At 70.3% G+C, this 25,411-nt stretch carries 27 protein-coding genes and 1 pseudogene; 15 read left to right on the forward strand and 13 right to left on the reverse strand.

Features of this window, described 5'->3' with window-relative positions; all coding sequences use genetic code 11:
- The first annotated feature begins 78 nt into the window (after positions 1-78).
- Entirely contained in the window at positions 79-1,467 is a 1,389-nt protein-coding gene (locus ABZ471_RS19605; RefSeq protein WP_359068021.1) for an SGNH/GDSL hydrolase family protein, read from the forward strand.
- Position 1,468: 1 nt separating this feature from the next.
- Here ABZ471_RS19605 and ABZ471_RS19610 read toward each other — a convergent pair whose 3' ends face one another.
- Both ABZ471_RS19610 and ABZ471_RS19615 read right to left on the reverse strand, forming a co-directional pair.
- On the reverse strand, positions 1,469-2,941 hold the full coding sequence (locus ABZ471_RS19610) for an alginate lyase family protein (RefSeq protein WP_359068022.1): 1,473 nt from the start codon (positions 2,939-2,941) through the stop codon (positions 1,469-1,471).
- Positions 2,942-2,982: 41 nt separating this feature from the next.
- Positions 2,983-3,432: a hypothetical protein gene (locus tag ABZ471_RS19615; protein ID WP_359068023.1), complete on the reverse strand. Its 450-nt coding sequence runs from the start codon at positions 3,430-3,432 to the stop codon at positions 2,983-2,985.
- A 198-nt stretch (positions 3,433-3,630) separates the two neighbouring features.
- Between ABZ471_RS19615 and ABZ471_RS19620 the strand changes: the two genes are divergently transcribed.
- Positions 3,631-4,605, forward strand: coding sequence for a helix-turn-helix domain-containing protein (locus ABZ471_RS19620; RefSeq protein WP_359068024.1), 975 nt, complete (start codon positions 3,631-3,633; stop codon positions 4,603-4,605).
- Positions 4,606-4,831: 226 nt separating this feature from the next.
- Here ABZ471_RS19620 and ABZ471_RS19625 read toward each other — a convergent pair whose 3' ends face one another.
- From ABZ471_RS19625 to ABZ471_RS19635, 3 genes are all read right to left on the reverse strand, one after another.
- A complete protein-coding gene (locus ABZ471_RS19625) occupies positions 4,832-5,134 on the reverse strand; it encodes a hypothetical protein (RefSeq protein ID WP_359068025.1) in 303 nt (100 codons plus the stop codon).
- Between the two features lie 154 nt (positions 5,135-5,288).
- A complete protein-coding gene (locus ABZ471_RS19630; protein WP_359068026.1) occupies positions 5,289-5,831 on the reverse strand; it encodes an MOSC domain-containing protein in 543 nt (180 codons plus the stop codon).
- Positions 5,832-6,081: 250 nt separating this feature from the next.
- Positions 6,082-6,351, reverse strand: coding sequence for a hypothetical protein (locus ABZ471_RS19635; protein ID WP_359068027.1), 270 nt, complete (start codon positions 6,349-6,351; stop codon positions 6,082-6,084).
- A 357-nt stretch (positions 6,352-6,708) separates the two neighbouring features.
- Between ABZ471_RS19635 and ABZ471_RS19640 the strand changes: the two genes are divergently transcribed.
- Both ABZ471_RS19640 and ABZ471_RS19645 read left to right on the forward strand, forming a co-directional pair.
- Positions 6,709-7,602: an inositol monophosphatase gene (locus ABZ471_RS19640; RefSeq protein WP_359068052.1), complete on the forward strand. Its 894-nt coding sequence runs from the start codon at positions 6,709-6,711 to the stop codon at positions 7,600-7,602.
- A gap of 96 nt (positions 7,603-7,698) precedes the next feature.
- The gene (locus ABZ471_RS19645; protein WP_359068028.1) at positions 7,699-7,935 is read left to right on the forward strand and encodes a chaplin; all 237 of its coding nucleotides are present in this window, start codon (positions 7,699-7,701) and stop codon (positions 7,933-7,935) included.
- A 165-nt stretch (positions 7,936-8,100) separates the two neighbouring features.
- Here ABZ471_RS19645 and ABZ471_RS19650 read toward each other — a convergent pair whose 3' ends face one another.
- Positions 8,101-8,439 (reverse strand): hypothetical protein, encoded by a 339-nt coding sequence (locus ABZ471_RS19650; protein WP_359068029.1) that lies wholly within the window; start codon positions 8,437-8,439, stop codon positions 8,101-8,103.
- Positions 8,440-8,783: 344 nt separating this feature from the next.
- On the opposite strand from ABZ471_RS19650, the gene ABZ471_RS19655 reads away from it, so the two are divergent.
- A complete protein-coding gene (locus ABZ471_RS19655) occupies positions 8,784-10,061 on the forward strand; it encodes a transcriptional regulator (RefSeq protein WP_359068030.1) in 1,278 nt (425 codons plus the stop codon).
- On the opposite strand, the gene ABZ471_RS19660 is transcribed toward ABZ471_RS19655, so the two are convergent.
- Entirely contained in the window at positions 10,042-10,704 is a 663-nt protein-coding gene (locus ABZ471_RS19660) for an HAD family hydrolase (protein WP_359068031.1), read from the reverse strand. The two genes, ABZ471_RS19655 and ABZ471_RS19660, sit on opposite strands and share 20 nt — an antisense overlap.
- A 101-nt stretch (positions 10,705-10,805) precedes the next feature.
- Here ABZ471_RS19660 and ABZ471_RS19665 point away from each other — a divergent pair, with 101 nt between their 5' ends.
- A complete protein-coding gene (locus ABZ471_RS19665) occupies positions 10,806-11,810 on the forward strand; it encodes a YDG/SRA domain-containing protein (RefSeq protein WP_359068032.1) in 1,005 nt (334 codons plus the stop codon).
- Positions 11,811-11,853: 43 nt separating this feature from the next.
- Here the strand turns inward: ABZ471_RS19665 and ABZ471_RS19670 are convergent, their stop codons facing one another.
- The gene (locus tag ABZ471_RS19670; RefSeq protein WP_359068033.1) at positions 11,854-12,867 is read right to left on the reverse strand and encodes a hypothetical protein; all 1,014 of its coding nucleotides are present in this window, start codon (positions 12,865-12,867) and stop codon (positions 11,854-11,856) included.
- Positions 12,868-13,029: 162 nt separating this feature from the next.
- Here ABZ471_RS19670 and ABZ471_RS19675 point away from each other — a divergent pair, with 162 nt between their 5' ends.
- Complete coding sequence (locus tag ABZ471_RS19675) at positions 13,030-14,094, forward strand: permease (RefSeq protein ID WP_359068034.1); 1,065 nt, start codon at positions 13,030-13,032, stop codon at positions 14,092-14,094.
- On the forward strand, positions 14,091-14,849 hold the full coding sequence (locus ABZ471_RS19680) for a TIGR03943 family protein (protein WP_359068035.1): 759 nt from the start codon (positions 14,091-14,093) through the stop codon (positions 14,847-14,849). Before ABZ471_RS19675 ends, ABZ471_RS19680 begins: the two co-directional genes overlap by 4 nt.
- A gap of 9 nt (positions 14,850-14,858) precedes the next feature.
- Here ABZ471_RS19680 and ABZ471_RS19685 read toward each other — a convergent pair whose 3' ends face one another.
- On the reverse strand, positions 14,859-16,334 hold the full coding sequence (locus ABZ471_RS19685) for a glycoside hydrolase (protein WP_359068036.1): 1,476 nt from the start codon (positions 16,332-16,334) through the stop codon (positions 14,859-14,861).
- Between the two features lie 281 nt (positions 16,335-16,615).
- Between ABZ471_RS19685 and ABZ471_RS19690 the strand changes: the two genes are divergently transcribed.
- Complete coding sequence (locus tag ABZ471_RS19690) at positions 16,616-17,398, forward strand: class E sortase (RefSeq protein ID WP_359068053.1); 783 nt, start codon at positions 16,616-16,618, stop codon at positions 17,396-17,398.
- Between the two features lie 32 nt (positions 17,399-17,430).
- Here ABZ471_RS19690 and ABZ471_RS19695 read toward each other — a convergent pair whose 3' ends face one another.
- Positions 17,431-18,849 carry an MFS transporter gene (locus ABZ471_RS19695; protein WP_359068037.1) on the reverse strand — a complete coding sequence of 473 codons (1,419 nt, stop codon included), beginning with the start codon at positions 18,847-18,849 and terminating at the stop codon, positions 17,431-17,433.
- Positions 18,850-18,917: 68 nt separating this feature from the next.
- Here ABZ471_RS19695 and ABZ471_RS19700 point away from each other — a divergent pair, with 68 nt between their 5' ends.
- The 5 genes from ABZ471_RS19700 to ABZ471_RS19720 all read left to right on the forward strand — a co-directional run bounded on the left by ABZ471_RS19700 (position 18,918) and on the right by ABZ471_RS19720 (position 22,637).
- On the forward strand, positions 18,918-19,445 hold the full coding sequence (locus ABZ471_RS19700; protein WP_359068038.1) for a helix-turn-helix domain-containing protein: 528 nt from the start codon (positions 18,918-18,920) through the stop codon (positions 19,443-19,445).
- Positions 19,446-19,504: 59 nt separating this feature from the next.
- Positions 19,505-19,828 carry a DUF6412 domain-containing protein gene (locus ABZ471_RS19705; protein WP_359068039.1) on the forward strand — a complete coding sequence of 108 codons (324 nt, stop codon included), beginning with the start codon at positions 19,505-19,507 and terminating at the stop codon, positions 19,826-19,828.
- 118 nt (positions 19,829-19,946) lie between these two features.
- Positions 19,947-20,663, forward strand: coding sequence for a membrane protein insertase YidC (gene yidC / locus ABZ471_RS19710; protein ID WP_359068040.1), 717 nt, complete (start codon positions 19,947-19,949; stop codon positions 20,661-20,663).
- A 161-nt stretch (positions 20,664-20,824) separates the two neighbouring features.
- Positions 20,825-21,682: a fumarylacetoacetate hydrolase family protein gene (locus tag ABZ471_RS19715; protein ID WP_359068041.1), complete on the forward strand. Its 858-nt coding sequence runs from the start codon at positions 20,825-20,827 to the stop codon at positions 21,680-21,682.
- 58 nt (positions 21,683-21,740) lie between these two features.
- Entirely contained in the window at positions 21,741-22,637 is an 897-nt protein-coding gene (locus ABZ471_RS19720) for a hypothetical protein (protein WP_359068042.1), read from the forward strand.
- 11 nt (positions 22,638-22,648) lie between these two features.
- Here the strand turns inward: ABZ471_RS19720 and ABZ471_RS19725 are convergent, their stop codons facing one another.
- From ABZ471_RS19725 to ABZ471_RS19735, 3 genes are all read right to left on the reverse strand, one after another.
- Positions 22,649-23,533, reverse strand: a complete 885-nt coding sequence (locus ABZ471_RS19725) for an LLM class F420-dependent oxidoreductase (protein WP_359068043.1) — start codon at positions 23,531-23,533, stop codon at positions 22,649-22,651.
- Positions 23,534-23,625: 92 nt separating this feature from the next.
- On the reverse strand, positions 23,626-24,126 hold the full coding sequence (locus ABZ471_RS19730) for a heme-degrading domain-containing protein (RefSeq protein WP_359068044.1): 501 nt from the start codon (positions 24,124-24,126) through the stop codon (positions 23,626-23,628).
- A complete protein-coding gene (locus ABZ471_RS19735; RefSeq protein WP_359068045.1) occupies positions 24,126-25,193 on the reverse strand; it encodes a Gfo/Idh/MocA family oxidoreductase in 1,068 nt (355 codons plus the stop codon). The genes ABZ471_RS19730 and ABZ471_RS19735 overlap by 1 nt, the downstream gene beginning before the upstream one ends.
- 56 nt (positions 25,194-25,249) lie before the next feature.
- Between ABZ471_RS19735 and ABZ471_RS19740 the strand changes: the two are divergent.
- A pseudogene (locus ABZ471_RS19740) lies at positions 25,250-25,411 on the forward strand (ROK family transcriptional regulator); the annotation flags it as partial.

A 25,411-nucleotide genomic window follows, 5' to 3' on the forward strand; every position in this document is an offset into this window, starting at 1 on the left:
CTCCCGAGCCCATGCCGGATGATGGGCTCATCAGATCGGAGCCTCGGGCTCCCGTTTCCGGGGGAGAACAACACCAACGTGACCAAGTCCCGTGACGGGGGCGCGGGGCCTGCTGCGGAGCAGCCGACAACTGCGGCCCCTGCGAAGCACCGTGCCGTACTGACTGCGCTCGTCGCGCTGGTCCTGGCCGTGTCCGCCGTCATCTACGTCACCGTGGCGGCCGACGACGGCACGTCTGGCGGCACCTTCGCCGACAGCCGCCCGCACCGCGACGCCTCTGTCGCACCCGCCTCGACCGGCACCTGGGTCGGCGCCTGGGCCACGTCGCCCGTGGGCGGTGAGCCGGACACCGGGACCGAGGGCCTGGCCGGCCGTTCGGTGCGCAACGTGGTGCACGCGAGCACCGGGGGTACGAGTGCCCGCATCACGCTGTCGAACCTCTACGGCCAGTCCCCGCTGACCCTCACGCACGCCTCCCTCGCCCTCTCGACGGGCGACGGAACCGCCGCGGCCGACGCGGAAACGATGCGCCGTCTCACGTTCAACGGCAGCACCCGCGTCGTCATCCCGCCGGGCGGCCAGATCGTCAGCGACGCCGTACGGCTGACCGTCCCGCACGACACGGACGTCCTGGTCACGACGTACTCGCCCACTCCCTCCGGCCCGGTGACGTACCACCCGTACGCACGCCAGGTGTCCTACGCCGCCCGGGGCGACCGCACCGAGGACGCGACCGGCACCCCGTACACCGAACAGACCCCGTACTGGCGCTATCTGACGGCGCTCGACGTTCTGAGCAACGAGGCCACGGGCACGGCCGTCGTGTTCGGCGACTCCATCACCGACGGCATAACGTCCACCGTCGGCGCCAACCGCCGCTGGCCCGACATCCTCGCCGGCCGCCTGCGCACGGCCGTCGGGAGCGGCGACGCGCTGCCCCGGTACGGCGTCGTCAACGAGGGCATCAGCGGCAACCAGGTCCTCGCCGACGGCCTCGGCCGCCCGGTCGAGAACCAGAGCGGCCTGGGCCGTTTCGGCCGGGACGTGCTCTCCCGCACGAACGTCAAGGTCGTCGTCATCGACCTCGGCGTCAACGACATCCTGCGCAACCCGGACCGCGCCGACCCGAACCGGATCGCCGACGGCCTGCGCACCCTGGTCCGCCAGGCCCACGCCCGCGGTCTGAAGGTCGTCGGCGCCACCCTCCTGCCCTTCAAGGGCCACCGCGGCTTCACCCCGGCCCGGGAGACGGTGCGCCGGCAGATCAACGCCGAGATCCGGGCCGGCCGGGTGTACGACGCGGTGGTCGACTTCGACGCGTCCCTCAAGGACCCGTACGACCCCCGCCGGCTGCGTCCCGAGTACGACTCAGGTGACCATCTGCACCCCAGTGACCTGGGCTTCCGCAAGATGGGCGAGGTCTTCGACCTGGGCGCGCTGAAGGGGGCGGGGCAGGCGGAGCTGTAGGTCACCGCGCCGGGCGCCGGACGCGCCGCCGGAGCAGCAGCAGGCCTCCGGCCACGGCGCCGACGCCCGCCGCGGCGGTCCAGCCGAGGACGTCGGCGGTGCCGGTCGCGGCGAGGTCGTGGGCGGGCTTGCCGGACGACCGGGTCTGCGGGCGCGGGTCGGAGCCGGAACCGGAACCGGATCCGGCGGCGGCGGCGGAGGTCGCGGGGCTGGGGGCGGCCGAGGTCTCGGAGCGGGGCGTCCGGTCGCGGGTGAAGGCCAGGGTCCCGAAGCCGAGCTGGTCGTAGCCACCGCTGTTGGGGCCGTAGTCCCCGCCGCCGCCCTCGGGTGCGGACTTGGCGGCGATGCGGGTGAGGTAGGTGGCGGACAGGCCGCGGCGCTTGGTGTAGTGGTTGGCGATCATCGCCCAGACCGGGCGGGCCATGGCCGGGTCGACGGCGGCCGCGGCGGTGGCCGTCTCGCTGCCGGACCAGCCGCCGACGGCGCCCTTCCTGCGGGTGTTCGGGGTGTAGGGGACGGATTCCCCGAGGCTCCACTTCGCCACGTACTGGGCGCCCTTGAGGAAGCGGTTGTCGTCGTAGCCGTAAAGGTCGATGCCCTGGTTCCAGGCCATCTCGCAGACGGTGCCCATGAGGCCCACGCCGAGCAGGGAGTGGCCCTGGTCGCGGCCGGCCTCCAGCCACTCGGCGAGCCCGCTGTCGTGCACGACCGGGATGGCGTGGCGGACGGAGCCGAGTCCGGCGCCGTGCTTGAAGTACGCGACGGCCTGGTCGACCCGGCTGCGGTCGTCGCAGAAGATGCCGGTGGCCAGGACGCAGGCGAGGGCGCACAGGTCCCAGTTGGGCCAGTAGTTGGTGACGACGGCGTCGTTGTGCCGGGTGAGGAAGGACTCGCTGGGCGCGGAGAAGACGTTCAGGAGAACCTTCTTGGCAGCGGTCAGGTCGAAGTCGGGGTGGTCGCGGACGAGTTCGGCGGCGTTGGCGAACTGGTAGCCGTACAGGCCCGCCGCGAGGAAGCGGTCGGCGGACCCGGCGAGGGAGGTGAGCTTGTGCGACCAGGCGTTGAGGATCGCCACGGCCGTGTCGGCGTACGCGTTTTCCCCGCTGACGTGGTGGCGCAGGGCGTTCTGGTAGGCGGCGTGCAGGTCGTTGTAGAGGATCCCGTAGTTCTGCGGGCTGCCCGCGCCCCGGTACACGGTGGTCTGCGGGTCGGGCTGCCAGCCGCTCTGCGCGTGCCGGTTGGCGGTGAGCTTCGCGTACCCGGCGGCCCAGGGCGCAGCACCCGCCTTGACCTTGGCGGCCATGCGGGCGAGGTCGGTACGGGTGTGCAGCAGGCCGGGGTGCGCGTAGGCGGTGTCGGCGGCGGCGGATGTCGTACCGAGCGCGGTGGCCGTCGCACCGAGGGCGGTGGCCGCGGACGTGAGTGCCGCGGCCTTGACGAGGCTCCGGCGGCTGATCTGAGAGGTCACGTGCATGCCCCGGAGACGTGCGAGGGAAGCCGCCGATAACAGAAAGTTCAGGCTCCGGTGGTCGACCCCGGCCGCACGATCATCAGGATCGTCACGGCCGCCCACAGCAGGTTGAACACCCCGGTGAACATGGCCAGCCGTACGGTCTTCTCGCGCGTGCCGTCGCCCTCCACCAGCGCGGTCTGGGCCGGCAGCACCAGCGCGGCGAGCACGAGCGCGGCCAGCACTGTCAGCGCGATCGACACGATCAGCCACGCGCTGCCCAGCACGCCCATGGTGCTCGCGGTGGCGAACCCGAAGACCGGGACGACGACCCCGGCGACGGCGTAGACCTTGCAGATCCGGTGCAGCAGCTGCACCGTCTCGGCGGCCCGGGTGTCGTCCGGGGCGGCCAGCGCGCGGCGGGCGGCGGGCGGGAACATGCTGGCGGCGACGGTGACGGGCCCGATGGCGACGATCGCGGCGAGGACATGGACGGCGAGGAGAAACTTGGTCACGGGGGGACGCTAGGCGAGCGGGGGATCTTGGAGTAGTGGCGGGATTGCCAGGAGGTGACGGATTCTCGCCAGCCGGTCTCTTAGCGGGTGCCAGGGGCCGCGAGGATGGTGAGGCTCGGTTGGTGTGGGGTGGGTGTGCGGTCATCACGCGGTTGGCACGCGGTTGGCGCCATTCCGTCGCATGGCTAGGTTCTTGCCATGCATACTGTCGCCGTCCTGGCGCTGGACCAGGTGATCCCGTTCGATCTGTCCGTCCCGATCGACACCTTCGGCTGGGCCCGGCTGCCGGACGGGCGGCCCGCCTACCGGGTGCGGGTCTGCTCCCCGCCCGGGGAGGTGAGCGCGGGCGCGGGCGTCTTCGAGGTGCGGGCGCCGCACGGCCTGGAGGCGCTCGCGGACGCGGACACGATCATCCTGCCGGGCGTCGCGGACCCGACCGTGCCGCTGCCGCCGGGCGTCGCGGAGGCGGTGTGCGCGGCGGCAGCGAACGGGACGCGCATCGCGTCGATCTGCGTGGGCGCGTTCGTCTTCGCGGCGACCGGGCTGCTCGACGGTTGGCGGGCGACGACGCACTGGATCGCGGCAGCGGATCTCGCGGCGATGTACCCGAAGGTCACCGTCGACCCGAACGTCCTCTACGTCGACAACGGCCAGTTCCTCACCTCGGCGGGCGCGGCCGCGGCCATGGACATGTGCCTGCACATGATCCGCAAGGACCACGGTTCGGCGGTCGCCGCGCACGCGGCCCGGATGTCCGTGATGCCGCTGGAACGGGAGGGCGGACAGGCTCAGTTCATCGTCCACGACCTGCCCCCGGCCCCTGCCGGCGGGACCCTCGAACCTCTCCTGGCCTGGCTGGAGGACCACTGCGACCGCGACCTCACCCTGGACGAGATCGCGGCGCAGGCCCGCATGAGCAGCCGCACCCTCAACCGCCGCTTCCGCGAGCAGACCGGTACGACACCGCTGCAGTGGCTGCACCGGGCGCGGGTGCGGCGGGCGCAGTACCTGCTGGAGACGACGCCGTACCCGGTGGAGCGGATCGCGGCCCAGGCGGGCTTCGGCTCCCCGACGGCGTTCAGGGAACGGTTCCGCCGGGTGGTGGGGACGAGTCCGCAGGCGTATCGGAGGTCGTTCCGGTCTACGGGGGAGGGGGCCGGGAGGGCGTCGTAGGGGGCCGGCCGGGTCGGCTCAGTGTCCGGGCGGGTCGGCTCAGTGTCCGGCGGTGGCGAGGGCCCGGCGGCCCGGGGAGGCTTTGCTGGTCAGCTCTGGCGGTGGCGAGGGCCCGGGGGCTTTGCCGGTCATCCCTGGCTGGTCCCGGCGGCCCGTGGCCGGTCGGTCCGGCTCGTGGCCGGTCGGTCCCGGCGGCCGGTGACGGCCCGTTGGGCGGCTCTGTTGATCAACTCTGACGGTCGGCGACGGCCCAGGAGGCCAGGGCCACAGTGCCGGCGACACCGAAGACGGACGGCCAGGCGCCGACCTTCTTCGCCAGCGGATGGGACCCGGCGAACGCGGCGATGTAGGCGACGGTCAGCGCACCGGCGGCCTTCCCGCCGACCTGCTTGCGCCACTGCTGCGCGGCGGCGGCACCCGCGACGGCCAGGACGGCCCCGCCGAGCTGGCGCTTCTTGGTCCAGCGGGCGACGGCGTAACCGCCGACGAGCCCACCCGCGGCGATCACCGAGCTGGGAACCTTCGCCATGTCTGCCTCCTCGTATGCCTTTTTCTGCTGCCTTTTTCTGTTCCTTCGGTCTTCGCCCGAGGCTAACGGGCAGGCGATGGGACTCCCCGAACATGAGTCGATGCTTGTCAAGTTTCTGTCCCGGGATGACAGGTGGCAGAAGGCTCCCCGCTTCTCAGACCCGCTCGAGCGGCCGATGAGGCGTCTCGGGCAGTTCCACGGCGATGAGATCACCGGCCCGCACCACGCCCCCCGCCTTCACGACACCCATGACCCCGGTCCTGTACAGGACGCGCCCGTCGTCCCCGCGCGCCACGACCTCCTTCAGCAGCCCTCGCTGGAAGGTGTCGATCTGAGCACAGGGATTGCGCAGCCCGGTCACCTCGACGATGGCGTCGTCCCCGATCCGCAACAGGGCCCCGGTGGGCAGTCCCAGCAGGTCGATCCCGCGGGTGGTGATGTTCTCGCCGAGGTCCCCGGCCCCCACCCGGAACCCGCTCTCCGCGACGTCCTCGAAGAGCTCCTCGTGGATGAGGTGAACCTGCCGCAGATTGGGCTGAGTCGGATCCTGGGCGACCCGAAACCGGTGCTTGACGGTCACCCCGGCATGCACGTCCCCCTCGACCCCCAGCCCGGTGAGCAGCGTGATGCTCTCCCGGTTCGGCTTGGTGAAGGAGTACTCCCCATTACTGCTCACAGCCGTGACAGTCGCCCCCATGGCGCCCCCCGTTTCCACTCGCCCGTCAAGATCTGCGCAGAGCCTAACCATGGGGCTGTACTGCGCCGTGACGATGATGGTTGCGGGTGCGTGGCAACCTCACGCACGCATACGGGTCCTTCGTGCCCCATACCCGTGCGCGCGTGAGGTCACCACGCGTGTCCCATGCCGGCGGTGGGCAAGCCGATTGGCCCCACCGGACGCCTGGCCTGCCGCGCTGTCCGCCGTCAAGGGATGCTGAACCGGCCTCTTACCAGGCCTTGTTGCTGCAGCCCATGGTCGAGCCGATGTGCGTGTTCTGCGCGCCCGGGTCGCCCTCGCCGTTGAGCGCGTTGCCCAGCGCGCCGTTGATGAGGCCGACCTCGCCGAGGACGTCGAGGTTCAGGTCGTGGGACTTGCAGTTGGAGCTCTGCAGGACGTGGCTGCCCCCGTCGTCGCCGGCGTAGGCGGTACCGGTCGACAGGAGCCCGACGCTGCCGAGGGCGGCGACCAGGACGGCAGCCTTGTGAAGCTTGTGCATGTCATCTCCACTGGATTGAAGGTGGATGCGATCTGTCACGAACCGACGTCTCGCAGTCATGAAAATTATGTGAAAATACCTCAAAGTGGACGGCGACACGCCGTTTCATGATCTCGTAGGACTAGGACCCCACCCCCGGCATCGCCTGGGACAAAGACGGGGTCGGCCGCAGGTGCGGCCCCGACCTGGACAGGTCGGACGACCTCTGTGGGCCCGTGGCATCCTTCCTCAGGACCGTCCCCGAGCAGACCGGCGGTGACCTCCGTGAACGGCCACGACCCGGCCCACGATCCGCACCTGAACCAGGATCAGAACGAGGGCCCGCAACCGGACCCGGAACCGGACCTGAACCAGGATCTGAACGAGGGCCCGGAACCGGACCCGGAACCGGACCTCGACCTGGACCTCGATCGAGCCCTGACGGTCGCGACCGAACTGGCGGCCTGGGCGTCAGAGGCGATCCGCCGCCCACGGAACGGCACCACCGGCGCCACGGACGACGACGTACGGGAGAAGGCGAGCCCCGCGGACATCGTCACGCAGACGGACGAGGCGATCGAGACACACGTCCGCTCGGTCCTGCGGGCGGCCTTCCCGACCCACGGCATCGAGGGTGAGGAGTACGGCACCGACGAGCCGGCCACCCCGAACGCCCCGTACTGGGTCGTGGACCCGGTCGACGGCACCACGAACTACGCCCACGGCCTCGGCTGGTGCTCCTTCTCCCTGGGCCTGGCGGCCCCCGACGGCACCCCCTTGCTCGGCCTGGTGGCCGACCCCTGGCGAGGTGAGACCTTCACGGCGATCCGAGGAAGAGGCGCCCACCTGAACGGCGCCCCCGTCCGGGCGGCCACCCACACCACCCTCACGGGCCACCTCTTCCTGACGGAATGGGCGGCCCACGCCCACTGGCCGGGCCTGGACTCTCTCTTGGTGGCTCTGTCGCACCGCCACTGCACGACCAGGGTCATGGGCTCGACGGCACTCTCCCTGGCCCAGGTGGCCGCAGGCCGGGCCACCGCCGCCGCCATCGGCGAATTCCACGCGGTGGACGGCCTCCCGGCCTACTTGATCGCGACGGAGGCGGGGGCGGTGGCGCTGCCGCAATTTCCTGCGTACGACAAGCCGTTGCTGCTGGCGGCACCAGGGGTGGCGGAAGAACTGTCGGATCTGTGGCGCACGATCAGGAACGACGAGGTCCAGCCCGGACTAGCCCCTGTCCGTGGCCGAGTTGGCCGCACTTCCAACTGAACGAGTGGTTTCTCCGGGCTGCGCCTGGAACGGCGTTTTTCCGCCGAGCGCCGGGAGATCTATCGAGCGATCGCCCTCCACACGAAGGAGAACACCATGCGTGGACGTGTCACCCTGGCTGCCGCCGCTCTCGCTGCGACCGCAGTACTCGGCTGCGCAGGCGCCGCAGCCGCCGACGCCGGGGCCCAGGGCGCCGCTGTGCACTCTCCCGGCATCCTGAGCGGCAACGTGGTCCAAGTGCCCGTACACGCGCCCACCAACGTGTGCGGCAACACCATCAGCATTATCGGCCTTCTCAACCCGTCGTTCGGGAACGTCTGCGTCAACGAGTAGGGCTTGTCAGGTGGTTCGGCACGCGGCACGTCGCCGCGTGCCGAACCACGCGGCGTCCTTCGTCGGACAATTCAGGGCAGGGTTTGCACGGTTCGGAGAGCGCAGTGCCGGCCCTACGGTGGTCCCTGTCGCGTTGGCCTCTCCCGGCCAAGCATGCCGCGGGAATCAGGCTTCGGCCTGGGCGGCCAGTCGAGACCGGCCCAACTCGACCAGAGGGATGATCGATCGCGGGGCACACAGGTCGCCCTCGTAGCGAGGCGGAATCACCCAGTACGTGCCGGGTGGCTGTTGCTGGTCGAGCCGTGGCACGCCGAGGTAGGTGCCGTGCCCGAGGCACGTGGCGACGTCGTCGTATGCCCAGACCAGGCCGGCGTGCCCTTGAATCAGGGCGTAGTACGTCCCACCCGAGACGCGGCGGTCGTAGATGACCGAACCGCCCAGCGTCTCGCCGAGACAGACCGCGATCTGGTCGGGGTCGCACGAAGCCACCGCGGCATGAACCACGTCAGCCGTCATACGTACTGCGGCAAACCGGTCGCCGAGAGGCAGGAGTGCGACGCCCTGGATGGCCCACTCCGCCCGTGCCCGCTCCGGCGCAGGATGAGCTCGGGCGAGCCACGCCGCAATCGCCCTGTCCAGCGCCTCCTGTGTATCCACGCCTGCCTCCTGTCTAGGTTCCAATCAGGTACGACACACAGCGTTCTCGAATCGATGAGCATATTCGAGGACTTGGAAGGGCCTCAGAAGGGACTCAAGAAGGGCCTTGCTTGCCCCTTCTGGGGTAAAGGCAGCTCAACAAGGGACTCCATGTGGGACTGTTGGACCAGCTAGCAGCAGGAGGTGTCCAAGTGCCCAGGCCTACCGGCAATGTCCGACTCAAGGCTGCTCGCGTAGCCGCCGGGTTCAACTCGCAGCAAGATCTGGCCGATGCCCTCACTCAGCACGCCAAGGACATGGGCATGCGCGGGCTGTCGATCGGGGTTCGGCAGGTCCGGCGATGGGAGTCGGACAGTCCTCCGTGGCCCCAGCCAGACTGTCAGCGTGTGCTCGTCCACTTGCTGGGCCAGGGCATGGAAGCGCTTGGATTCACGCCCCCGTGGGGTTCGGAGGGCTTGCAACAGCCCGGCCGCTTGCGACGCATCCTGGACGCCGATGGCGCAGCGCCCCTGGGCCTTGCTGCCCTGCCTAGGCGAGCTGGGGCAGCACCACAACCCTCTACGGCCGGGACTGACTTCCAGGCAGTGACCGGCTCTCACCGTCGCCTCTACTGGTCTGTCACGCCGACCCAGTTGCACCCCGCGGTTGTCGCCCACGCGACCCTGGGCTGTGCCCTGCTGCCGGAGACGAGGGACTCGACTCGTCGCACAGTGGCCGCCGCTCTCGCCGAGACCTACCTCCTGGCAGGTCGGATCGAGTTCTTTGACCTCCGCGAACCAAGCAGGGCCAACAACACCCTCCTCGTTGCTCTGCAAGCCGCTGGGGAAGCCGACGACTCGTTGCTTGGATCGGCGATCATCGCGCACATGGCCTTCGTTCCGGGCTGGGCGGCGGACCGCGACGGAGCTCTGGAGCGCATGACAGCGGCCCGCACGTACGCCCGCCGTGCCCCTGCGTCCGCCGAATTCCTCGCTTGGCTCGACGCCGTGGAGGCCGAGTGTGAAACCAGGTGCGGGAACACCCGCACAGCACTGAACCTGATCGGTCACGCCGAGGACGTGTTGGCGGCCGGCAATGACAACGCCTCGCCGGAGTGGATGGACTGGTTCTCCCCGGCCCGTCTGGCAGCCTTCAAAGGCAACACCCAGATGATCGCGGGCCACCTCCCGCAGGCCCGCGAGAGCTTGCTCCACGCCTTGGCCTCGATGACACCTGCCGAGGACAAACAGCGCTCGGTGGTCTACGGCGACCTGGCAGCTGTCGAGGCGGCCTCAGGCGATCCGGAGCCAGCGTGCGGGTACGCCGCACAGGCTCTCGACCAGTTGGCGATCACCTGGTACGCCACCGGCATGGACCGGGTGCGCGAGGTCCGCCGTGCGCTCACGCCCCACCAACATGAGCGCTGTGTCCGCGATCTCGATGACCGCCTGTACGACTGGGCTACGACTCTCAGTGCGTTGGGCCGTTGAGCTGGCGGATCAGCTTCGGCAGGTCCAACAGGCTCTCGGCTCGGAAGGTCGGTAGCTCCCTGGCCTCATCGGTGTTCCACTGAATCGTGGCCCAGGGCCCGCGATGCACCAGCGCCGTCTGCATGCCGGCCAGACGCGCGGGACGGACGTCGTTGTCGCACCTATCGCCGACGTAAAGGATCTCGCCTACGTCGAACGGCACGGCCTCGGCAACCCTCTTGAAGAACTCAAGGTCGGGCTTGCTGGCCCCCCAGTCGTCTGACGTACCGATCAGGTCGACGCCGTCTGAGAACAACTCACGCAGGATCCGCCCGGCCCGCACGGTCTGGTTCCCAGCGATACCGAGCCACAGCCCGTCGGCCCGCAACTCGGCAAAGGCGGGCCGTACGTCTGTGTACAGATCCTCTTCGCCGAAGGTCTCCGCCTGTCCCGCATCGGCCCGCTTCTCCCGCTCCGCGTAGAGGTCGAACCCGGGCCGGAACTGCTGGAAGACCTCTCGGTAGTCCCGGCCCTGCGCGATGACAGCTCCGAACATCGCGTGGAACGTGTGCCTCGGCACCCCCAACCAGTCGGCCCAGGTCCCGTACTCCCGGGTCTCGTCCACGAGGCACTCACCTACGTCGAAGACCACTGCGCGAATCATGGGGGCAGGGTACCGATGCAGGGCAAGCCCTCCCTCGCCGAACGCTGGATGGACTGGCAACGTCCGCGATCAGCCAACTTCGTGCATTAGGTGTGACATGAGTGATCAACCTGCGCCACTATGGAGCGATGGGAGAGCGAGTCATTGGTCACATTGACGGCATAGCCCCTGGCGCGGTTTTCCCGCTCAGGACAGATGTGAAGCGGGCCAACCTGCACGGCGACACCATGCGGGGCATCTCGCGGCTGAAGGATACCGACGGCAGTTACGTTGCAGACGCGATCGTCTTGAACGGCGGCTACGAAGACGACGAAGACGATTGGATTCGGATCAAGTACACCGGTGCCTCTCCGGACAATGAGAAGAGCAAGGACGGTAAGAGGCTGTTGCGGAGCCAGTCTTGGGAGTACCGAGATAACGCTGCGCTCAAGCTTAGCTTCGATCGAGGTCATGCTATAAGGATCATTCGCGGCCCTAAGGGTGACCGGCGCTATTCATTGTCCGAGCACTATCGGTACGATGGCCTGTATCGGATCACTGCGTCTCGGATGACCCCCTCCAAAACACCGGCTCCTGATGGTTCTCCCCTTCACATATGCCAGTTTGATCTGGAGCGGCTGTCAGATCCTGAGCAGGAGTTGACTGCTGCCGAGCGCCAGATCGCTTCGGTGCTGGTGCAGCAGGAAGAACTGCTCAAGTTCCCCACGTCACGCACCACTTCTGTTCAGAGGATCGTCCGCGATGCTGCTGCGGCACGACGTATCAAAGAGCTCTACGAGCATGAGTGTCAAATATGCGGGATGCGCTTGGTGGGGCCGGATGAGAAGCCCTACAGCGAAGGCGCTCACATAAGGCCACTAGGTAGTCCGCATAACGGGCCTGATGTTGAGAGGAACATCCTCTGCCTCTGCCCGAACTGTCATGTTCGCCTTGATATTGGTGCCATCGTCATCGACGAAGACTGGTCGATCATTGTGCGTGCCGGCATGTTCGGCGACAACGTACGAGCGATGCTTAAAAGGCATGGAAAGCACAGGGTGCACGAGGAGTATGTGCGCTATCACCGGGACTGGTGGCAGGGAAAGAGCAGCCCCAGCCAGGGATGAGGCCGGGGCGCTAGGTGAAGGTCTGGGTTCGAGGTCGAGTCTCCTACTCGGCCCCGTGGCACCCTCCGTAGTCCCGTGCTGATCCACACCAGCACCCCGCCCCCCTCTGCGGCGGCCAGACCACAGCCCTCCCCCGAGCCGCCAGCGTCGTCGCATACTGCGGCAGCAGTGTCACGTCCGCCGGTGATGAGCCCTCCGAGGCCGCGAACGCCTCGTACGACGGGACCGTGCCCGTGACGATGCCGAGGTTCGGGGTGCCCGAGGTGGACAGTTCGCGCAAGGAGGACTCTATGGTCGTGAGGTGCTCGGAGTGGGAGGGGTACTCCGCGTCCAGGGAGGGGTACGCACCCACCAGCTCCGTCAGCTCCCCCGCCGGCCAGTGCAGTACCGCCACCGGGAACGGGCGGGACAGGGCCTCCCGGTAGGCGCCCAGTTCGGCGCGGAGGCGGGAGATCTCGGCCTCCAGTTCCGCCGGGTTGTCCGAGCCCAGGGACCACACGCGCTTCGGGTCGTGGAGTTCGTCCAGGGAGACCGGGGACGGGTGGAGGGTGTCGGCCAGGGTGTCCCAGTCGTCGTGGTCCAGGCCCAGCATGCGGCGGACGCGGTGGCGGCCGTAGAGGAGGGGGTGGGTGGCGTACGGGGGCTCGGACGTGTCCGTCAGGAGCAGGCGCGCCGCCTCCGTGAACGTCTCCTCCGCCGCCTCCAGTTCGTCGTGCGACTCCAGGGCCTCGGCCACGATCACCCAGGGGGCCGGGTCGCGGGGAGCCGACGTGCGGATGCCGTCGATGATCGCCCTCGCCTCCGCCTCGTGGTCGTACTCCCAGAGGTTCGACGCCTTCAGGGCGCGGACCAGGTGGGGGTCGTCCAGCGAAGCGAGATCGGACAGCAGGCGGTCGTAGAGCGTCGTCGCGGCTGGGCGGTCGCCGGAGAGTTCCAGGTGGGCCGCGGCGCGCAGGAGCAGGGCCTCGGCGTCCTCGGGATACAGGCCGGCGGTCCGCTCCAGGCGTGCCGCCTCGGCGGTGTGGTCGACATTCTCGGCAGGCGTGTCGGGGCGCATGGGTGACACCGTACTGCCGGGCGGTGACAAACGTGAGGCGCAAAGGGGAGGGAAAGAGGTGAGAAAGGGGAGGTCGGGAAGTGGCCGCCCGCCCGTGGGAAAGGGGGGAACGGGAGGTGTGGACCGTTATCTTCGACGCGGACCTCTACAAGCGGAGTCGGCATGGAGAAGACGGGTGCCCTGCTCGCCGGGGATCAGGCGGCGGCCGGTGCCGTAGCGGACGGCGCGGGGGAAGGGTCAGGCGGGCGGGAGGCCGGCGGCTCGCGGTCCGCGCCGCCCCGGTACTGGCCGCTGCTCCTCGCGGGCGCGGCCGTGGTGCCCGGTACGGCCGTCATTCTTCTCGGGCGCTGGGGGGACGCCCCTGCCGTGCAGGCGTGGCGGACCGTGTGTCTGGCCGTCACGGTGCAGGCCCTGCCCTTCCTGCTGCTCGGCACGGCGCTGTCCGGCGCGATCAACGCGTTCGTGCCGGAGCGGGTGTTCAGCCGGGTGCTGCCACGGCGGCCCGCGCTCGCCGTTCCGGTCGCCGGGATCGCCGGGGTCGTCCTGCCCGGATGCGAGTGTGCCTCGGTGCCGGTCGCCAGCAGTCTGATCGGGCGTGGGGTCGCCCCGGCCGCCGCCTTCGCCTTCCTGCTGTCCGCGCCGGCCATCAATCCGGTCGTACTCACCGCCACCGCCATCGCGTTCCCCGGGAACCCCGCCATGGTGCTGGCCCGGTTGGTCGCTTCGCTGGTCACCGCTGTGGTCATGGGGTGGTTGTGGCTGCGGTTCGGGCGGGCCGAGTGGTTGGCGCCCGCTGTACGGCACACCGGTCACCAGGAGGGCCACAGCCGGTGGAACGAGTTCCGGCTCGGGTTTCAGCACGACTTCCTGCATGCCGGCGGGTTTCTCGTGCTCGGGGCCATGGCGGCCGCCACCTTCAATGTGGCGGTGCCCAGATCCGTGCTCGACACCTTCGCCGGGGCGCCCTGGCTGTCCGTGCTGTTTCTGGCCGGGCTCGCCGTGCTGCTCGCCGTGTGTTCCGAGGCCGACGCCTTTCTCGCCGCCTCGCTGACCGGGTTCCCGCCGGTCGCGCGGCTCGCGTTCATGGTGGTGGGGCCCATGGTCGACCTCAAGCTCATCGCCCTTCAGGCGGGGACCTTCGGGCGGGCCTTCGCCGTACGGTTCTCCGCCGCCACGGTCGTCGTCGCCGTCGCGTGCAGCTCGTTGATCGGTGGGGTGCTGCTGTGAAGCGAGTTTTTCAGGCGGTCCTGCTCGTGCTCTGCGGGCTCGGGCTGCTGCACGTCTCCCTCTTCACCGACCTGTGCCTGAGGTACGTCAAGGAAGGGATGCAGCCCCTCCTCGTCGCCTCGGGCGTGGTGCTGCTCCTGCTGGGTCTGGCCAGTGCCGTGCTCGACAGGCAGAAGCCCGACCCCCAGAAGAAGAAGGAGGAAGAAGAGGGAGAAGAAGAGGGGCACGGTGGGCACGGGCACGATCACTCCGGCCTGCCCCGTGTCGCCTGGCTGCTTCTCCTCCCGGCGCTCAGCCTGCTCTTCTACGCCCCACCCGCGCTCGGCGCCTACACCGCCTCCCGGCAGCCGCCCCGAGCCGTCGCCGAGCGCAGCGACTTCGATCCGCTGCCCGCCGGCTCGCCCGTGCCCATGACCCTCTCCGACTTCACCAGTCGGGTGCGGCAGGACCGGGCGCAGTCCGTCAAGGGGCGCAGCATCCGGATGACCGGGTTCGTCACGCCCGGGGGGCCGGGTGGGAGCTGGGATCTGACGCGGATCATCCTCAACTGCTGTGCGGCGGACGCCCAGTCGGTGAAGGTGCGGATCCACGGCGGTCCCGTGCTGCCCGCCAACACGTGGGTGACGGTGACCGGGACCTGGCACGCCGGCGGGAAGCTGGGCACCAGCTCCGCGCCGGTCGCGCTCGACGCCCGTACGGTCGAGAAGGTCGACCGGCCGTGGAACGGGTACCAGGACGCTCTTCCGCGGCCCTGAGCCGCCGCGCTACACGGTGACCCCGTCCACCTGCAGTGTCTGCACCGACTTGGCCGCGAAGGGCACGGCCAGGGTCTTGCCGGACAGATGTGTGTCCGAGTGGGAGGTGTAGAGATCCGAGCCGCCCGTGGTGACCGTGTTCCAGCGCGGGACCAGGCCGCCCGAGCCGCCCGTCACCGCCGTGAACCTCGACAGGTCGAAGGTGAGGGTCTGGGCGGACGACGACGTGTTCGCCGCCACGATCACCAGGCGCTTCGCCGACTTGTCCAGTGCCGCCACCGCGTAGCTCACGCCCGTGTCCAGGATCGTCATACCCGGGCGGATGTGGCGGCTGAACTGCGCCATGACGTAGTACTTGGTCTGGATCGCTCCCGGCTGGAGGGTGTTCTCGTCGTACGCGATCATCGCCCAGCCCGAGCTGGGGTCCATCACCTGCCAGTAGACCCAGGCCGTGGGGTGCAGCCAGCGGAAGTCGTAGAGGAGGTTGCTCGCCAGGGTCAGGCCCGAACCGTCGCTGTCTCCTGTCTCCGAGTTCCACAGGGCCTTGCCCGACGTCGTCACCACGTCCGTGTAGAGGAGGTCCCTGCGGCCGCCCGAGCCCTGGTAGCCGTGGACGTTGACCCTGTTCACGTACCCCTTCGTCGTCGAGGAGAAGGAGTTCCAGGTCGTGCGGGCGAGGTCGTAGCTCGTCTCGTCCGAGGCCGAGATCTTCGTGCTCGTCAGGCCTCGCTTGTCCAACTCGCTTCTCAGGTACGGGAGCACGGCCGACTGGACCGTCGCGTCCATGTGGCAGCCCTCCTGCGTGCCGGTCGCCGTCCACCAGGACGACGACGGCTCGTTGAAGGCCTCCACCGTCGCGAAGTTCACGCCCCAGTTCTGCTTCGCGTGGAGGGCGACCGCCGCCAGGTGCGAGGCGTGCTGGCGGTAGTTCCAGGACTGGAGGTTGTTGCCGCCGTCGGAGGCGCCGGAGGGGTTGTGGTTGAGGCACATCCACCACATGGGCGAGTTGGCGAACAGCTCGGTCGTCGCCCCTCGTGCCGTCGCCTTCAGCAGCATCGCCCGCTGTGTCGCGTCCGCTGTCCACTTCCAGGCCGAGGACGTGGGGTCCTCGTTGTTCCAGTCCTGCCAGTAGCCCTCGATCTGCTTGAAGGCCGGGATGCCGGGGGAGACCGCCATCGACTCGCCGCCGACGCTGTTCGAACTGCATGCGCCGAGGTTGTAGCGGGCGATGTTCAGGCCGAGACCGGGGAGTGACGTGCCGTTGTACGTCGTGGACTTGGTGGTGAAGAAGAGGTCCGCGAAGTCGTCCCGGCCGCCGAAGACGTTCGCCCACCAGGCCAGGGACGTGCCCCAGCCCTCCCAGGTGCCGTAGGTCGTCGACGGGGTGACGGCTATCGTCGCGTCGGCCCGGGCCGTGCCCGTGGCCAGGGCGCTGCCCAGGAGGCCGCCGCCCGCGGCGGCCAGCAGTGTTCTGCGTCGGATCATGGGTTCTTCTCTGCCTCTCCGTGCGGCTCGAACATCGGTTCCCGACCGGGCTCGGTTCGTCCCCCCCCGCATGCCAACAGGAAGCAGCATCAGGTGTGACGCACGGGGTTGTCGAGGGATCTGGCAGCCCTTTCTAAAACCCATTGAGGAAGCAGGTGTGGAAGCAAGCGCGGAAGCAGACGTGGAAGCAGGCGTCCGTCGGCGTGGACACCGGAGTCCTTACGGCTCTGGTGAGTTGGGGCGACTCGCCCTATCGTGCGGGCGGCTCCTGGGAGGTGGGTGTGCGGATGCGTGTCGTGCAGCACCGTGATCGGCGGAGGCGGGCGAGGTGGCGGCGCGGACTGTGGGGCGGGGGCGAAGTGCTCGTCACCGTCGGGGCCGTGCTCATGCTCCTCGTGGTGCATCAGCTGTGGTGGACCAACCGGGAGGCTCGGCAGGGGGCCGAGCGGAAGGTCGAGGCCCTGGAGCGGGAGTGGGGCAGCGGCGGTCGAGGGGACGGTGCGGCTTCGGGCGCTGCGCCCTCGGCGTCGGCCTCATCCCCGGTGGCGACGGCTCCCGGACGTGCGCGGCAGCGGTCGGCCACCCCCGTCATCGTCTCCGGCCGGCCCGGCCCCTCCCAGGCGTACGCCGTCCTCACGATCCCCCGGCTGCACCTCCGCGTCCCCGTCGCCGAAGGCGTGAGCAAACCGGGTGTGCTCAACAAGGGGTACGTCGGCCACTACCCCGGCACCCAGCAGCCCGGCCAGGCGGGCAACTTCGCGCTCGCCGGGCACCGGAACACCCACGGTGAGCCCTTCCGGTACCTGCCGGGGCTCCGCCCCAAGGACACCCTCCAGGTCGAGACGGCGACGGCGACGTACACGTACGCGGTCGACAAGGTTCTGCCGCAGACGTCGTCGCGGGACTCCGGGGTCGTACGGCCCGTGCCGCGGTCGCTCGTCCGGCCCTCCTACGGGTACGACGAGCCCGGCTACTACATCACCCTGACCACCTGCACTCCCGAGTTCACCTCGCGGTACCGGATGGTGGTGTGGGGGAAGCTGGTGTCGATGCGGCCTCGGTGACATGGGCGAGGGGGGAGGACAGCCCAGCCGGCTCACGCACGCTCGCGCAGCGCCAGCACGCTCGCCGCTCCCACCACGGCCAGCGCCGCCGACACCACGATCGCCACGTCCGTGCCCCGGGCGAGGCCGCCGGAGGAGGACGTCACGAGGGCGATCGTCAGGGCCACGCCCGCGCAGGAGCCGATGTAGCGGAAGGTCTGCTGGGCACCCGAGCCCATCGCCGCCCGCGCCAGCGGTACGGATTCCACCGCGAGCAGCGGGAGCGCCGCGTTGAGCAGGCCGCTGCCGATGCCGCCGAGCACCAGGCCGGGCAGCAGCCGGGCCCACGAGCCCGCGCCGATCGCGCCCAGCATGGTCAGCGCGCCGCCGGCATGCAGCAGGAAGCCGATGGCCAGTTGCAGGCGCGGGGCCACCCGCCCCGCCAGCCGCTTCGCCTGCAGGGCCACCGCGAAGGACAGGCCGGACCAGAGCAGGAACAGCCAGGCCGTGTTCATCGCGGACAGGCCGAGCGCCTGCTGCAGCACCGTGGGGAAGAAGCTGAAGAGGCCGATCACCGTGAGCCCTGTGAACAGGCCGGCCGCGGACGAGGCCAGGAAGCGGCGGTGGCGCAGCAGGTCCAGGTCGATCATGGGGGTGCGTACGCGCCGCTCGACCAGGGTGAACAGGGCGAGCAGCACGACGGCGGCCGCGAGCAGCAGCCCGACCGGCGCCCGCAGCCAGCCGTCCCGGCCCAGTGTGAGTGCGGCGACCAGTGCCACCAGTGCCGGTCCGAAGGTCAGCGCGCCCAGGATGTCCGGGCGGCCGCCCCGGGGTGAGCGGGACTCGGTCAGGGGGCGGACGGCCGCCCCGGCCACGACCAGCGCCGCCGCGCCCAGGACGCCGTACGCCACCCGCCAGTCGGGCAGCGCCCCGGCGACGAGCGGGCCGACCGCGATGCCGCCGCTGACGAAGGCTCCCCACACGCCCGTCGCGTGCAACCGGCCCCGCGGGCTCGGGAAGGCGGCCACCAGCAGGCCGAGGCTGCTGGCGAGGATCGCCGCGCTGGCCGCGCCCTGGGCGATGCGGGCGAGGGTGAACTGCCAGGTGGAGGTCGACAGTCCGCCGAGCGCGGTGGTCAGGCCCAGGGCCAGGGTGCCGTAGAGGAAGATCCGCCGCCGGCCGTAGTCGTCGGCCAGGCTGCCGGCCACCAGCAGGAGGGCGGCCAGGCCCAGCGGGGTGCCGTTCAGCAGCCAGGCCTGGGCGGAGGCGGGGGTGTGCAGCGCCGCCACGGTGTCGGGGAGCGTGACCACCGGGGCCGTGTACGTCATCAGTGCGACCGCCGTCGCGGCGCTGGTCAGGGCGAGTGTGGCCCGTGGATGCCGGGGCGCTTCCGTGCCGGGTGCCGTGCGCGGGGCGGTATGCGGGGCGGCTGCATCGACCGCCTGGAGAGTTCTTTCATTGAACCTAGTCATGGAAGTACCGTAACACTGAAGGTTCTGTCATTGAACCAACCCGTCGGAAACTGGCTAAGGTGGACGCCATGGCACTGGGCAAGGACTACGCGACGCAGGAATGCTCGATCGCCCGCGCGCTCGAGGTCGTCGGCGAGCGGTGGACGCTCCTCGTCGTCCGCGACGCGATCTACGGCGTCCGGCGCTACAACGACTTCCTCGTCCACCTCGGCATCCCGCGCGCGGTCCTCTCGGCCCGGCTGAAGGCGCTCACCGAGGAGGGGATCCTCGAGAAGCGCCGGTACCAGGAGGCGCCGCCGCGTGAGGAGTACGTCGTCACCGAGCGCGGTACGGCGCTGTGGCCGGCGCTTCGGGCTCTCGGGCTGTGGGGGCGGGAGCACTTCCAGGAGACCCAGCTGCGGTTCTTCCGGCACGCGGAGTGCGGCACGGAACTCGGGTCGTACGGCGAATGTCCCGTCTGCGGAACTGTCGTGCCCGTCGCGGACGTTGTCATGGTGCCGGGCGCGGGACTCGATCCCGACCCGGCGGATCCGGTCAGCAGGGCGCTGCTCAAGCCGAAGAGGCTGGTGGAGCCCCTGGAGATCGATCCTGTATAACCGAGAGGCAGAGAGTAGAACCGCATAGAACCGCAGGTCAGCGGAGGGGGGAGGCAAGGGTGCGCAGTCGTGTCGCCGTTGCGCGTCCCGTCGCCCTGCTGCTCGTCCTGGTGAACCTGCTCCTGCTCCAGGCAGCGCTCCTCGACACCGGCAGCCTCTCCACCGCCGTCGCGCTCGCCGCGACCGCCGCCGCCGGCTCCGCGCTCGCCGTCTGCTCGCTGATCACCGCCCGCTGCGCACCCGCCGTCCCGCCCACCCGGGTCCGCACGGCGATACGCGACCGGGCCCGCCGTACGGCCTTCCTGCCCCAGCGCGACCCCGACGCCTCGGGGCGCCGCCGGCCCCGGGCCCCCGGACACGCCCTCGCGACGACCTGCGCGTAGGGCACCACCGGCCACCGTTGCGTGATCCGTCACGTGACCCGCGTGCGGGTCGTCATGCCGCCATGCCATCTCCGGTCACACCGGCACGACGACACACCCCGCCACGGAGGGTCCACCCATGTCCGTTTTCGCCCGTCTGGTCGAGCAGCTCGCCGACCTGCTCCAGCCGCTCTTCCACGCCTCCGCGGCCGCCGCCGCGATCGTCCTGTTCACCGCGCTCGTACGCCTGCTCGTGCATCCCCTGTCCCGGGCCGCCGCCCGCGGCCAGCGCGCCCGGGCCGAACTCCAGCCGAGAATCGCCGAGCTGCGCAAGAAGCACGCCGAGGACCCCGAGCGGCTGCAGAAGGCGGTGCTGGAACTGCACGCCGAGGAGAAGGTCTCGCCGCTCTCCGGCTGCCTGCCCAGCCTGCTCCAGCTGCCCGCGTTCTTCCTCCTCTACCACCTCTTCTCCAACACCTCGATCGGCGGTGAGGCCAACGAACTGCTGACCCACTCCCTGTTCGCCGCGCCGCTCGGCGGACGCTGGGCCGACGCCCTCGCCGACGGCGGGGTCCTGGGCTCGGCCGGGCTCGTCTACCTCGCGCTCTTCGCCCTCGTCGCGGCCGTCGCCGCCTTCAACTACCGGCGCACCAAACTGATGACGGCCAAGAACCCGGTCACGGTCGCGGCAGGCGACGGGGAGCAGGTGCCGGGGCTCGGCGCGATCAACAAGGTCATGCCGTTCATGTCCTTCTTCACCCTCGTCACCGTGGCGGTGGTGCCGCTCGCGGCCGCGCTGTACGTCGTCACCAGTACGACCTGGAGCGCGGTGGAGCGAGCCGCGCTCTACCGCTGAGCCGGGTCACCGAGGGCGCTGAGCCGGCTCACCGGGGGTGTGGTTACGGTCCAGTCCGTGAACAAGGTATTGCGGACTGGACGGCCGGATTGGAGGATCGACCAGTCCTCCGATGGCTGCACCCATCGGTCGGGCGCCCGCGATCGAGGGAGATTGTGACCATGAAGCTGCTGCGAGTCGGTACGGCCGGTGCGGAGCGACCCGCGCTGCTCGACGCCGAGGGGATCCTGCGGGACCTGTCCGGGATCGTGGACGACATCGACGGGGCGCTGCTCGCCGACGACGGCGCGCTCGGCCGGGTACGGGCGGCGGCCGAGTCCGGCGAGCTGCCCGCGCTGGACGCGGCCGGCCTCAGGGTCGGGCCCCCGCTCGGCCGGATCGGCAAGGTCGTGTGCATCGGTCTCAACTACCACGACCACGCCCGCGAGACGGGGGCGGAGCCGCCCGCCGAGCCGGTGATCTTCTTCAAGGCCGCGGACACGGTCGTCGGGCCGAACGACACCGTGCTCGTGCCGCGCGGGTCCGCCAAGACCGACTGGGAGGTGGAGCTGGCCGTCGTCATCGGGCGTACGGCCCGCTACCTGGAGTCCCGGGACGAGGCGCTCGCGCACGTCGCCGGGTACGCGGTCGCGCACGACGTGTCCGAGCGGGAGTTCCAGATCGAGCGGGGCGGGACCTGGGACAAGGGGAAGAACTGCGAGACGTTCAACCCGCTGGGGCCGTGGCTGGTGACGGCGGACGAGGTGCCGGACCCGCAGAACCTGTCGCTCAGGCTGTGGGTCAACGGTGAGCTGAAGCAGGACGGTACGACGGCCGAGCAGATCTTCCCGGTCGCGGAAGTCGTGCGGTACGTCAGCCAGTTCATGACCCTGTACCCCGGTGACGTCATCAACACCGGTACGCCGGCGGGCGTTGCGCTCGGCCAGCCCGAGCCGAAGCCGTTCCTGCGGGCCGGGGATGTCGTGGAGCTGGAGATCGCGGGGCTCGGGCGGCAGCGGCAGGAACTCAAGGACGCCTGAGGCGCCGAGGTCTCGCCGCTACCATGGCGTCGATGTCGGCTCGGCCGAAGGGTGGGGGATGGTCGCGACGGGAGCTGATCGGACCTCGACGACCGGTCGCAGAGGAGTCAGGCCGCTCCAGCGGGCGGCCGCTTCGCTGGTGACCCTCGCCGCGGGCGCGGCCATGGTCGTGTTCTTCACCACCGAGGTGTGCGACCAGCAGCTGGCTTCGAACGGGAACGTCGTCAGGGTCTGTCGGCACCCGCAGATGACGGACCCTCCGATGGTCGTCCTCGGCCTCGTGATCCTGGTGCTCCTGGGCGTCTTCTTCTCCGAGATCTCCGGATTCGGGATCACGCTGAAGCGCCAGGTGGAGGAGGCCCGGAGTACCGCGCAGGAGGCCATCCGCGAGACGCGGGAGGTCGAGGCAAGGCATCAGGAGACGACGGACGATCTGGCCGACGGGGTGCGGGAGGCGCTCAGCAGAGCGCAGTCCGGCCAGGCCGCCGTGTCGGTGCCGACCGATCCCGTCGGTCGGCTGGCGGCGCGGTACAACGAGATCCGGTGGACCATGTCCAGCGGGCAGGCGAGGACACAGGCGATGTCCGACGTGGTGGACGAGATGATCGGTCTGCTGCGAGGCGCCCCGGATTTCGACGTCGAGAGCCATCTCCACAGCGACGACCGTGGGTTGCGACTGGCCGCTGCCGCGTACTTGTACGCCAATCCGGATCCGGCGTGGGGACGCGCACTCGCCGAGGCGGCGGTGTCCGAGGACAAACCGTTCAACGAGTACTGGGCGCTCAAGGCGCTGCGCGAGGTGTTCCGGGGGAACTGCGAGTACCTGGACGAGGAGACGAGGGCCCTGCTGCAACGCCGCATGAACCAGATGCTTCCGGGTACCGACCGCGCCGGGCAGATCAGGAAGCTGCTGCGCGACTGCCCGGCGCGGAGCGGCGGTCAGGCCGCGGTCTGAGCCGCGGCCGCTCAGCCCAGGAGAGCGGCCAGGCGGCGCCATACCTCCCTGGGAAGGGCGTCGCGGGAGCCGCCGTCCACCACCTGGATCGCCACATGGTCCGCGCCCGCCTCGTGGAAGGCGTTGACGCGGTCCCGGATCCGGTCCTCGTCGCCCCATGCGTACAGCGCGTCGACCAGGCGGTCGCTGCCGCCGTCGGCCAGGTCGTCCTCGGTGAAACCGATGCGCAGGAAGCTGCTGGTGTAGTTGGGGAGCGAGAGGTAGAGCGCCAGGTGGTCGCGGGCCAGGGCGCGGGCGCGGGACGGGGCGGTCTCCCAGACGACCGCGAACTCCGGGGCCAGCAGCGGCTCGTCGCCCAGGATCTCGCGGGCCCGGGCGGTGTGCTCGGGGGTGACGAGGTAGGGGATCGCGCCTGCCGCCCGGTCCCGGGACAGCTCCAGGGTCTTCGGGCCGAGGGCCGCCAGGATCCGGCGCTCGGCCGGAACGCCGGCCGCGTCCAGCGCGTCCAGGTAGGCGACCAGCGCCGAGTACGGGCGGCGGTACTGGTCCGCGAGCTTGGCGTGACTCACGCCGAGGCCGAGCAGGAAGCGGCCGGGGTGGGCCGACTCCACCTCCGCGAAGCCGGCCGCGCTCGCCTCGGCGTCGTACTGCCAGATGCTCTGAATGCTCGTGCCGACGGCCAGCCGGGACGTCGCTTCGAGGAGCGGCACCGCATGCCGGACGGCGCTGCTGCCGCCCAGCCAGGCTGCTCCGTACCCGAGTTGTTCCAGCTCCGCGGCCGCTTCGGCGATGTCGCCGCGCCGGGCCGGGTCCTCCGAGCGGAGCCCCACACTCCAGACGCCGTACCGGCCGATCGTCTCCTTGAAGATGCGCGCGCTGCTCGTCGACTCGCTCATCGGGTCCGTTCCCTCCGGGTGGGTGTCGTGCCGTGATCGTCGTGCACGTCGGTGCCAACCGGAGAGAGCCGCGCGATAATCCTGCGCACGGGCTATTCGCCCAGGAACTGCTCCAGCGCCTCCACCACGAAGCGGTGGTCCTGCAGCTGGGGCAGGCCGGAGACGGTCACCGTGCCGATGATGCCCACGTTCTCGACGTGGACCGGGAACGAACCGCCGTGCGCCGCGTAGGTGTCCGGGTCCAGGCGGGAGGACTCCTCGAACGTCGTGCCCTTGGCGCGGAAGCGGGTGCCGACCAGGTAGGAGGAGGCGCCGAAGCGCTCCACCACCCGGCGCTTGCGGGCGATCCAGGCGTCGTTGTCGGGCGTGGAGCCGGGCAGCGCCGCGTGGAAGAGCTGCTGGCCGGCGCGGTGGATGTCGATGGTGACCGGCGCCTGGCGCTCCCTGGCCAGCTCGACCAGGAGGGAGCCGAGGGCCCAGGCGTCCTCGTAGGTGAACCGGCTGAAGACCAGACGGCGTTCCTGTGCCTCCAGCTCCTCCACGCTCGGGGTGATCTCGGGGGCGAACTTCGGGGTGATCTGCGGGTGGTGCATCAGAGGGTCACCGTCACCTTGTCGCGGGCGGAGCGCCGGGCAGCTTCCAGTACGTCGAGGGCGGCGGCCGCCTCGAGCGCGGTCACCGGGTTGGGGCCGGCGCCGGTCAGGGCCGCTGCCACGGCCGCATAGTAGGCCGGGTAGTCACCGGGCAGCGTCGGTACGGCACGGCCGCCGCCGGTCAGCGGGGAGTCGCCGGCGCCCAGGCGGCCCCACAGGGACTCGGGCTCGGCTCCCCACTTGGGGCCGGGGCGCAGGCCTTCCCGGAGGGCGGCCTCCTGCGGGTCCAGGCCGTACTTCACGTAGCCCGCCTGCGAGCCGAGCACCCTGAAGCGCGGGCCGAGCTGGGCCGTCGTGGCGGAGACGTAGAGGTGGGAGCGGACGCCGTTCGCGTGGGTGAGCGCGATGAAGGTGTCGTCGTCGGTCTCGGCGCCGGGGCGGCGGATGTCCGTCTCGGCGTACACCTCGGTGACCGGGCCGCAGAGGACCAGGGCCTGGTCGACGACATGGCTGCCGAGGTCGTAGAGCAGACCTCCGATCTCTGCCGGGTCGCCGGACTCGCGCCAGCCACCCTTGGGCTGGGGGCGCCAGCGCTCGAAACGGGACTCGAAGCGCCACACGTCGCCCAGTTCGCCCGCCTCCAGCAGCCCGCGCAGGGTCAGGAAGTCGTTGTCCCAGCGGCGGTTCTGGAAGACCGACAGCAGCTGGCCGCGTTCCTCGGCGAGCGCGGCCAGCTCGCGGGCCTCGGCCGCGGTACCCGCCAACGGCTTGTCCACGACCACGGGCAGGCCCGCCTTGAGCGCGGTGCCGGCGAGCGGGACGTGCGTCCTGTTCGGGGAGGCGATGACGATCAGGTCCAGCTCGTCGGCCCGGTCGAACAGCTCGTCGGGGGTACCGGCGACGCGGACGTCCGGGAACTCGGCGCGGGCCTGCTCCTGCCGCTCGGGGTTCGAGGTGACCACCGTGTCCAGGGCGAGGCCCTCGGTCGCGGCGATCAGCGGGGCGTGGAAGACGGAGCCTGCGAGGCCGTAGCCGACCAGGCCGACGCGGAGGGGGGTACCAGTCATGCGTCCTACTTTCGCAACGCTGTTGCCAAAGTGCAAGCGGTGGGGAGAATGGTGGCGTGAACAGGACGAAGAGCGGCGGGGCGACGGGAGCGAACCTCCTCGCGGTGCGCAGCCACAACACCGCGCTGGTGCTGGATCTGCTGCGGGCGGCCGGGGCGGAGGGCATCAGCCGGCTCGAACTGGCCGAGCGGACCGGGCTGACCCCGCAGGCCGTCAGC

The organism is Streptomyces sp. NPDC005728, assembly GCF_040630895.1.
In the GTDB taxonomy this organism is placed as follows: Bacteria; Actinomycetota; Actinomycetes; order Streptomycetales; family Streptomycetaceae; genus Streptomyces.

What these genes read in the sequence shown, in the direction of transcription:
- ABZ471_RS19715 (WP_359068041.1), top strand. Translation starts at nt 20,825, where the DNA reads ATGAAGCTGCTGCGAGTCGGTACGGCCGGTGCGGAGCGACCCGCGCTG.
- ABZ471_RS19685 (WP_359068036.1), bottom strand. Translation starts at nt 16,334, where the DNA reads ATGATCCGACGCAGAACACTGCTGGCCGCCGCGGGCGGCGGCCTCCTG.
- ABZ471_RS19735 (WP_359068045.1), bottom strand. Translation starts at nt 25,193, where the DNA reads ATGACTGGTACCCCCCTCCGCGTCGGCCTGGTCGGCTACGGCCTCGCA.
- ABZ471_RS19625 (WP_359068025.1), bottom strand. Translation starts at nt 5,134, where the DNA reads ATGGCGAAGGTTCCCAGCTCGGTGATCGCCGCGGGTGGGCTCGTCGGC.
- ABZ471_RS19695 (WP_359068037.1), bottom strand. Translation starts at nt 18,849, where the DNA reads ATGACTAGGTTCAATGAAAGAACTCTCCAGGCGGTCGATGCAGCCGCC.
- ABZ471_RS19630 (WP_359068026.1), bottom strand. Translation starts at nt 5,831, where the DNA reads ATGGGGGCGACTGTCACGGCTGTGAGCAGTAATGGGGAGTACTCCTTC.
- ABZ471_RS19610 (WP_359068022.1), bottom strand. Translation starts at nt 2,941, where the DNA reads ATGCACGTGACCTCTCAGATCAGCCGCCGGAGCCTCGTCAAGGCCGCG.
- ABZ471_RS19725 (WP_359068043.1), bottom strand. Translation starts at nt 23,533, where the DNA reads ATGAGCGAGTCGACGAGCAGCGCGCGCATCTTCAAGGAGACGATCGGC.
- ABZ471_RS19670 (WP_359068033.1), bottom strand. Translation starts at nt 12,867, where the DNA reads ATGCGCCCCGACACGCCTGCCGAGAATGTCGACCACACCGCCGAGGCG.
- ABZ471_RS19730 (WP_359068044.1), bottom strand. Translation starts at nt 24,126, where the DNA reads ATGCACCACCCGCAGATCACCCCGAAGTTCGCCCCCGAGATCACCCCG.
- ABZ471_RS19675 (WP_359068034.1), top strand. Translation starts at nt 13,030, where the DNA reads ATGGAGAAGACGGGTGCCCTGCTCGCCGGGGATCAGGCGGCGGCCGGT.
- ABZ471_RS19635 (WP_359068027.1), bottom strand. Translation starts at nt 6,351, where the DNA reads ATGCACAAGCTTCACAAGGCTGCCGTCCTGGTCGCCGCCCTCGGCAGC.
- ABZ471_RS19700 (WP_359068038.1), top strand. Translation starts at nt 18,918, where the DNA reads ATGGCACTGGGCAAGGACTACGCGACGCAGGAATGCTCGATCGCCCGC.
- ABZ471_RS19620 (WP_359068024.1), top strand. Translation starts at nt 3,631, where the DNA reads ATGCATACTGTCGCCGTCCTGGCGCTGGACCAGGTGATCCCGTTCGAT.
- yidC (WP_359068040.1), top strand. Translation starts at nt 19,947, where the DNA reads ATGTCCGTTTTCGCCCGTCTGGTCGAGCAGCTCGCCGACCTGCTCCAG.
- ABZ471_RS19720 (WP_359068042.1), top strand. Translation starts at nt 21,741, where the DNA reads ATGGTCGCGACGGGAGCTGATCGGACCTCGACGACCGGTCGCAGAGGA.
- ABZ471_RS19645 (WP_359068028.1), top strand. Translation starts at nt 7,699, where the DNA reads ATGCGTGGACGTGTCACCCTGGCTGCCGCCGCTCTCGCTGCGACCGCA.
- ABZ471_RS19660 (WP_359068031.1), bottom strand. Translation starts at nt 10,704, where the DNA reads ATGATTCGCGCAGTGGTCTTCGACGTAGGTGAGTGCCTCGTGGACGAG.